This is a genomic window from Eubacterium sp. LMAG:50, assembly GCF_008680265.1.
In the GTDB taxonomy this organism is placed as follows: Bacteria; Bacillota; Clostridia; order Lachnospirales; family Lachnospiraceae; genus Eubacterium_U; species Eubacterium_U album.
Window position 1 is genome coordinate 1 of record NZ_NALP01000001.1, and the last position, 8,469, is coordinate 8,469.

Consider the following 8,469-nt stretch of genomic DNA (forward strand, 5'->3'; position numbering starts at 1 on the left):
AACAATATTTTAAAGCTTCATTTTCAAATTCATCTGACTCTACTGTTGTTACTAAAATTCCTTGATTATACTTTAAAACAATATTACTTCGACAATTGATTCCAACTTTAGCTTTAGGAAAATGTTCCTTTACAATTTCATTATAATTATCTGAAATAATTCTTATCTCCATAGATGTATCACGATAAGTTCTTTCTAAGTACTTATTTAAATTTTCTATGCGTTTTTTATTCCACTTTTCCCTTAATCCTATTATTTCTATATCTGTTCCTTTAGTGTGAATGTCGTAGCTCTCATCTAAAACAGATGTATTCCAATCTGTTTTCCAAATTACACCAACAGAATCTAATCTTTTCGATTTCAAACATACACTATACCCTAGTCTCGATAATGCAAATCTTCCAACACCTTTCGAACCAGCTTGAATTCTTTTTTTATTATTTTCATCTATTATTTCATATTCTTTGCTACTTTTACCTATATGCATCCAATGTTTTTTTATATCGTCTGCATTCATGCCAATGCCATTATCCTCAAATCGAAGTGTGTCATTCTGAAATGTAATTTTTAAATTCAATGAATTAGCATCATATGCATTCTTAACTAATTCAAGTATTGCAGCCTCATCTGTAGAAAAATTCTGCACACCTAATAATTCTGCTATCGTACTATCTTCTATAACATATTTTAATTCTTCCACTCAAGCCACCTCCTAAAACATATAATTCTCAACATCCTTCGATGTTATTCTCACCGATTTACCACTTATAGGTATTCCAACTTTAAAAACATACTCTTTAAATTCGTCGCTTCTAAGTATTCTCATTGCATCCGTCAATGTATATTCATTATTATCTTCCTTTTGCACGATATACATTCCTGCATATGGTATGCATTCCTGCTCTAATTCATATACGTCTACATCATTTGTCACAACTGTTGAAATCAGAAGTTTTTGTCTATTCAAGCCACACAGTGCTTGTGAGCGACCATACTCATACCATTTTGCATTATTATCACTTTGCCTTTTATCTAAATCATCACGAAACTCATTAAGATACGCCGTAGCCCCAGGATATAATCGTTCAAACTCACCATCATCGTAATGTACTAGCTCATTTTCGTCATATGTATACGGAAAAATAATTTTTTCGTGTTTAATATATCTAAGCGTTCGAGGTGTTTCAGTACTTCTTACTACTTCTCTTTCAATAGTATGGTTACCACAAACATAGCCATTATCCACTTCGGTATATGCCCCATCTGACAGAACATATGCTTTATTTAGAAGTGTTGCCACAACATGTGACACCTTAAAATAATCCCCAAATCGATGTTGTCCCACTTCATTCTCATCTGCAAAAAACCACTTTTCTTCTAATTGTGCAATAGGTATCTCTATCTCAGTTTCCATACTCATGTCCTGATAGTGCAAAATCTCCTGCTGACGTTGTTTGTCTAATACCATAATGGATGACTTAACTAATGCCTTATCAAATATTTTAACTTGTTTGTAATCCTTTATTTTGGCAATGTACGGACTCATAAAAATCCTCAGATTATATCCAAATACCGTCTTATAAATACTGCTTGGAATAAGATAAGACATTTTCCCGTTATCTGCTAATGATTTAATACTTTTCTCTATAAATGCATAGCAATAATCAAATTTTCCTTTGACACATGTGGAGAAATTACTCTTTACAAACAGCTGTTCCTCCTCTTTCAATTCACTGTATGTAATATAAGGAGGATTTCCAACAATATATTGAAATTTAATATTAGTACTCCATTTCAAATAATCTGCATTTTTCACTTTCCACTCAACTTTGTCAATATTGTTACATTTTAATACTTCATCCAGATTATCAATGCACTTTTTATACTGTTCTTCATCAATCTCTATTCCATAAATGTCTTTTGCTAATCCATTCTTTATTCTTGTTCTAGAGAAACCATTTGCCCTGCAATCATCAATATACCTTTGAACTATCACAACCAAGATGTTACCATCGCCACATGAATTCTCTAGTATTTTTTTCCCATATAAATTATGGATATAACCCACACTATCTAGTAATTCTCTTACATAATTTTCAGGCGTAAATACCTGGCACTTCTTGTTCATAGCTATCTCTTCACTTTCTCTATTCTTCCTCACTCAATATACATATCTGTTTGAGTGGTATTCCTGCCTTAATGGCAGAGCTTAATTTATCGTAATTATCAAATAGTTCTTTAATAACATCTGTAGCGTCATATGTATAATCACCGACAATTTTACGTCACCTCTTTATACCTCATAAATACATACTCATAAATTTTCTGTCTGTATGCAAATATTGCATTATCAGAATAACTCTCTGGTAATTCTTCCCAGAGAATTGCTCCTATATATGTTTCTACATCATCCCTTGTTTCCTGTTTCTCAGTCCAATGGTCAAGTTCAGATATCTTATCTTTTATCTTTTCCAGCAAGTCTACCGCAACTTTCTTTATTTTATTGATATCTTCTTTTGAAAGATTTTCATTGAAAAGCATATCATACAATGACAGTTCTTCATCACTTGTAAAGCCCTCTCTGACATAACGCTTTTCTTCCTGATTCATAGAATTAGCCAGATTCATCAAGTCCATAAATGTCTTTTCAATGTTTGCCCTGTCCTGCTCATTATTATATTCATCAATGATTGTCTGATATCTTTCATAATAATCCACACGACTTGGATTTTCTTTGAGCATACTGTCTAATCTTGTTTGAATCAGTTCATTCAAATCTGTAATAAGTAGATTCTTTTTCTTTGTCTTTGCAAACTCTCTTCGGAGCAAATCAAAATCTATTCTGCTGATATCAAAACGCTTAGCTATGTCATTATTATTAGATTCCTGTTCAATCATTATATATTCACCCAGAATTCCATTAATCTGAACCATCAAATCGACATTGTCAACATGCTTCTTCTTTTTCTTTAGTTCATCAGATATTGCTATAATCGCGTCTTTTTTGTTTCTATCCTCATCCGATATATCATCTCTGTCCATATACTTCATCATACGATTTATTTCATTTGCATATGTCGTAAACTGCTTGCGTGATTCTCGGCTATCAGAAATAGCATTTGCTGCTGTCTGTAATAATGCTAATTTTGAAAAGTCTTTTGCCTTAATCAAATCCTCCAACTCAAAATTTCTGCTACATAAAAATTCTATAGCTGCTGATATAGTTTCCAGCATGTGCTCTATAAGTTCTTCCTTATCTATTGTTGGATCAGTCTCTCTTCCTCCAACATTTGCTGTATAATCTGCAAGTGCTTTACGAAGTGCCTTTACTATGCCAATATAGTCAATAATAAGTCCGTTACTCTTGCCCTCTGCCACACGATTTGCTCTTGCTATTGTCTGCATGAGAGTATGCGCTTTCAAAGGCTTATCAAGATATAGACATGACAAACATTTTACATCAAAACCAGTAAGCCACATTGCACAGACAAACACTACTCGAAGTGGATTGTCCTTATCCTTAAACTCTTTATCGAGTTCTCTTTTCTCCATCTTTTCACGATGCGGCTTTATATCAAGATTCCATTTCTTAAATGTCTGAATCTCATTCTGCTCCTGAGAAATAACGACAGCCATTTCGGTTTCTTTCATCCATTTTATCTTGCGTTCCAGTTCCTGTACTTCCTGCTGTGATACTTTTGATTTTATGTCTTCTAATCGTTTAATTTCTTCTTCCCAATAATTCTGCACAAGGTTATACATCCGAACACAAGTCACTTTATTCAGGCACACAAACATAGCCTTACCGCTTGTCCATAAATCCGAATAATGAGAAACAAAGTCTTTGGCTACAGATTTAAGCCTTTGTGGTGCTGTCATAATATGAATTTCTTTCTTAAACTCACGCTCCAGCTTTTCTGTCTGATCTGGATCTAAATCTGCTGCCTCAATCGCATCCAATATCTTATCCGTAATATCCGGATTATCTAAATCCAAAATCTTCTCTCCACGATTCTCATAATACAACGGAACTGTTGCTTTATCCTCAACTGCTCTCTTAAAATCATAGATAGAGATATATCCGCCAAATGTTCTCTCTGTAATATTGTCATTCGATAATAATGGCGTTCCAGTAAAACCAATACGTGCGGCTGTAGGCAGCAAATTCACCATATTATTTGCAAATATTCCATACTGACTCCTATGTGCTTCATCGGACATTATAATAATGTCATGATCTGGTATGATTGGCTGTACATCTTTCTTATTAAATTTCTGAATCAAAGTAAATATAAAGCTAGGATTTCCTTGCAATTTTGTTATAAGGTCATCACCGCTCGTAGCAATATACTTTGCAGCCTTTGTTTTCCCCAATAATCCACAATTTTCAAAAGTATCGCTAATCTGTGTATTTAACTCATCCCTGTCTGTCAAAATCACAATCGTTGGAGAACCTGCAAATTTTCGCCGAATTTTCTGTGATAAAAATACCATAGAATAACTTTTACCAGAACCTTGTGTATGCCAGAACACACCAAGTTTTCCATTATTCAATTTGCGTGCTTCATACGCCTTAACAGCCTCATTTACACCCAAATACTGGTGATTTCGTGCTAGAATCTTTACTGTTTCTCCATCTGAATGGTCAAATAATATGAAATTTTCCAACAAATCAAGGAAGTTATCCTTTTTGCATATACCTCTAAGCATCGTTTCAAGTGCAACATTACCTTCTTCCTGCTCAGACAATCTTTTCCACTCATGAAAAAATTCATATTTACTACCTAATGTTCCCACTTTAGCCTCTGTTCCATTGGACAACATAAGAAATGCATTATAATAAAACAGATGCGGTATTGTATCAAGATAATCTGTATAGTTATCTGTGTATGCATTCTGCACATCTACAGAATTCTTCTTCAATTCTATAAAAAGAAGAGGTATTCCATTTACAAAACCTACAATATCTGTACGTCTTCGATAAAGATCCCCATGTATTTTCATTTCCTTAATAGCAAGGAAATCATTATTCTCTGTATTTGTAAAATCAATTACAATTGCCTTCTTTTCCTCAATCTGACCATTCGGCTTTTTCACTTTCACTGGAATACCATTTCTTATATGTCTATGCTTTTCCTCATTTATCTGCATAAGAGAAGCTGATGACATATGACTTTCAAATGTTTTTATAGCATCTTCCAGTAATGCTGGAGTAAGCCATGGATTGAGTTTTAAAAGTGCCTCCTTGAGATATTTCACAAGAAGGATTTCCTTATATGATTTCCTGCCAAATGTGCCAGTTTCACCCAGAACTTCTGTGTTATAGGCAAGTTCTACACGCCAACCAAGTTCATCTTCAAGAAGGTGACCAGCACTTTCCTGTACTAATATATTTTCAGAATAATCATAGCTCATAATAATCTCCTCCTTCCTTTATCTCATCATAAATACAACAATCATCATTTATTTTAATAATCAACAAAATCATTATCTTTAATAACGTATAATAATCCGCTATCATTGTATTGTTATCTGGCACAATAGAATCATGGATATAGCGATTTCTAATAGCTTTTCCATCACTAAACTCAGAATTATTCAATATATAATCAAAATATTTATATTCAGGTTTCGACAACAGTTTATCATCTACATAAATATCACCATTTTTAATCAATCGTTTTAATAATGGTGATTTTATATGTTGTAATGAAATAACTTCTTTTTCGTAAAACTCATGTAAAATAAATACTCTTTCCTTGTTATAATTAATAACATCATCTTTAATATATATTGACCCTTGTTCGATTAACCAATTTAGTGATTCTATGTTATATGGTTCACATTCTGACAATTTTATATCTTCATTTGATATAAGCTTAATAAGAGAGTCATATTTTGATTTTGTTTTTTCAGTATACCCAAGCATGCTCTGCGATGAAAACAACATATTCATCTCTTTAATAAGTTCACTATTTATAACATAACAATATTTATTTTTTATTCGACTTGGGATATCTTTTATTCTTGGTGAATCTGTTATATATTTAAAAAGCTCAAGATCAATTTCTCCATCATCGCACAACATTTTATACTTACTTAGTACTCCATCTATAGCTGATGCAAGAGTTTTACATTTACTAAGTATGCTATCAGCCGGGTTTGGCATATTACATGTATAATCTTTAATATCAAATTCCTGTAATAAATAGGTCTCAAAAAACCACTTTATAATGTCTTCAATGTTGATATCAAGTTTAATCAATTGTTCAACATAACCCCTCATTTGAATATCAGATAAAGATTCTAACATATCAAATGCTACATTCTTTTTATACATTCCAACACCTCTAACTTCAAAAATCTCCGTAAGAGGATGTCTTTCTCCATGACTTGAAACGCATGTGAATCTTGCATGACTATCTATGTATTCGAATAAATATATGAAGTTGTTTAGCAATGTTGGGTAATCAGTATTATCCTTTATCCATCCTGTGTCATACTCTAGAATCCATTTACTATTTTCAATTTGGATATTCTTAACATTTTCAAATGGACCAAAAGTAACACCAAAACCATAGTCATGAAAAACCGCCGATTTATTATTCTCCCAAAATTCGTTATTCCTCTTGTCCGCCATTTTTTTCATTTTCGGAGTAATCGGTAACTCTTTTGTATGTTTAGCATTTAAAATAAGTTTCATAAAATTCGGGTTAATATAATCGCTTTTAAGATAATCTTCGATAAGTTTTACCCTTTTCTCAATGGTAAAATGTCTTGGAATATATACCTGTAGTTTTTTATCATGTTCTTCTAAATAATAAGAAACTACAAATTGCAACCCATATTGTTGTTCCTCCAGCAATATAGTTATCTCTTCATCAAAGTACTCTACAAATGACTTATCCTGTAGTATATGATAAGTATTCCAACGCAGTCCTTTTAGCACATCACATATTCTATTCTTAGAAATACACGTGTAGATATTAAACTTATAAAAGAAATTTCTAAAATCGTCCCAATATCCCACATAACAATTATTAAAAGTATCAACCACATTTTCTTCTGTTATCTGTTTAAATCTCTCATAAACTACAGTATTTAAATTCAATGTTTTCGCTTTATATCTCTGATATTTTTCTTCTGACCAATCCGGAATATCTGTAACTTTCTCAAAAAATAATTTTGTATGATAAAGTTCAATCACTCTATTAATATCAGCTAACTCTATCTGATTTTGAACATAAGAATCCAAGATAGCAGTCACCTTTTGTTCATCACCATGATAGCAAAATCTAGCGTTGAAATAATCTTTATGTTCAAAATCATTCATTATTTATACCTCCACTTCTCCACTCATCAATCTTGGTAATAATCGGTCACGAGCTTGCAATAATAAATCATTTTGTCTTTGTAAATTTTTAATTTTACCAAAATAAGGTGCAACCACTTTACAAAACCTATCAAGTATGTCATCTGTCGGAATATAAATTTTTAATGCATTAATATCCTTTGCATATACGTGTGGCTGTGCAGCTCCTTTTTGAAGTGAATCTAATTTTGCTTTACTGTCCTTAATAAAACAATATACCCAAAATAAATAAGGTGTTGTCTGACTATCTACAAACGAACAATCCGATGCAAAAACATCTACATTATATAGCCTTGCAAAACCTGCATTAGCCCCAGAACCACTAATAGTAATAACTGGAGCTACTGTGTTTGCTACATTATGATAGTATGCTGGCTCCAAACCACCTGCAACAACCGGAACAATTCCTTTATGAATTTGTGCCTTAGTGATAGTCTTTCCCCTTTTAAATAACGCAATATCTCCAACAGTACCATCTAACCATCCTTTAGGCACACCATCAACAATCTTAACCTCTTCACATCCCGGAAAATGTAGATTTACAAACCATTCTCTATACAAACGTTCCGCCGCTTCTTCTAATAATTTAATTTGTTTTTTGTTGTTCTCAATCAAATCATCATATGAAGATAATATTTCAGCAATCCTTTCTTGTATTTCAATTTTAGGAATATTCACTGGCATATTTCTTATTATTGGAATATTCACATGCGCTACTGTTGCCCCATTTGCTGTTCCTAACAATTCATACTGTTGCTTTGGTGCTAATATATAGTACGCCAAAAATTGAGGGCACACTTTTTTCTTATTTGGTCGAATCAATACAGTTCTTTGCCCCAAACATACTTCTTGTCCTGCACGTATTATTGCTGCATTTCCTGCCGGTGCTTCTCTAGCAAAAATAATGTCATCTTTTTGCGGAACAGCCCTTATATTTCTTTTATCATATGTAGCTTTAGATACCCGCTGAACTCCATCTAAAATCAATCGTCCTCTTCCAACATTTGGTGTTCTTATTATAGGATATCCTTTTCCTTCATCAGGTGCTGTTGAATGAGGACAATCTACTATAAATTCACATATATCATTCAATACCA

At 32.7% G+C, this 8,469-nt stretch carries 5 protein-coding genes; all 5 read right to left on the reverse strand.

Going from position 1 to position 8,469, the window contains the following annotated elements; all coding sequences use genetic code 11:
• On the reverse strand, positions 1 to 700 hold a 700-nt coding region (locus CCC31_RS00005), incomplete at its 3' end, for an ATP-binding protein (protein ID WP_290848850.1).
• A 12-nt stretch (positions 701 to 712) separates the two neighbouring features.
• Positions 713 to 2,128 (reverse strand): N-6 DNA methylase, encoded by a 1,416-nt coding sequence (locus tag CCC31_RS00010; RefSeq protein WP_290848851.1) that lies wholly within the window; start codon positions 2,126 to 2,128, stop codon positions 713 to 715.
• A 152-nt stretch (positions 2,129 to 2,280) separates the two neighbouring features.
• Entirely contained in the window at positions 2,281 to 5,415 is a 3,135-nt protein-coding gene (locus CCC31_RS00015) for a type I restriction endonuclease subunit R (protein ID WP_290848852.1), read from the reverse strand.
• The gene (locus CCC31_RS00020; protein ID WP_290848853.1) at positions 5,405 to 7,333 is read right to left on the reverse strand and encodes a hypothetical protein; all 1,929 of its coding nucleotides are present in this window, start codon (positions 7,331 to 7,333) and stop codon (positions 5,405 to 5,407) included. The genes CCC31_RS00015 and CCC31_RS00020 overlap by 11 nt, the downstream gene beginning before the upstream one ends.
• Before the next feature lie 3 nt (positions 7,334 to 7,336).
• On the reverse strand, positions 7,337 to 8,469 hold a 1,133-nt coding region (locus CCC31_RS00025; protein WP_290848854.1), incomplete at its 5' end, for a restriction endonuclease subunit S.

Excerpts from the sequence above, each read along its gene's own strand:
- CCC31_RS00015 (WP_290848852.1), bottom strand. The coding sequence starts at position 5,415 with ATGAGCTATGATTATTCTGAAAATATATTAGTACAGGAAAGTGCTGGT.
- CCC31_RS00010 (WP_290848851.1), bottom strand. The coding sequence starts at position 2,128 with ATGAACAAGAAGTGCCAGGTATTTACGCCTGAAAATTATGTAAGAGAA.
- CCC31_RS00020 (WP_290848853.1), bottom strand. The coding sequence starts at position 7,333 with ATGAATGATTTTGAACATAAAGATTATTTCAACGCTAGATTTTGCTAT.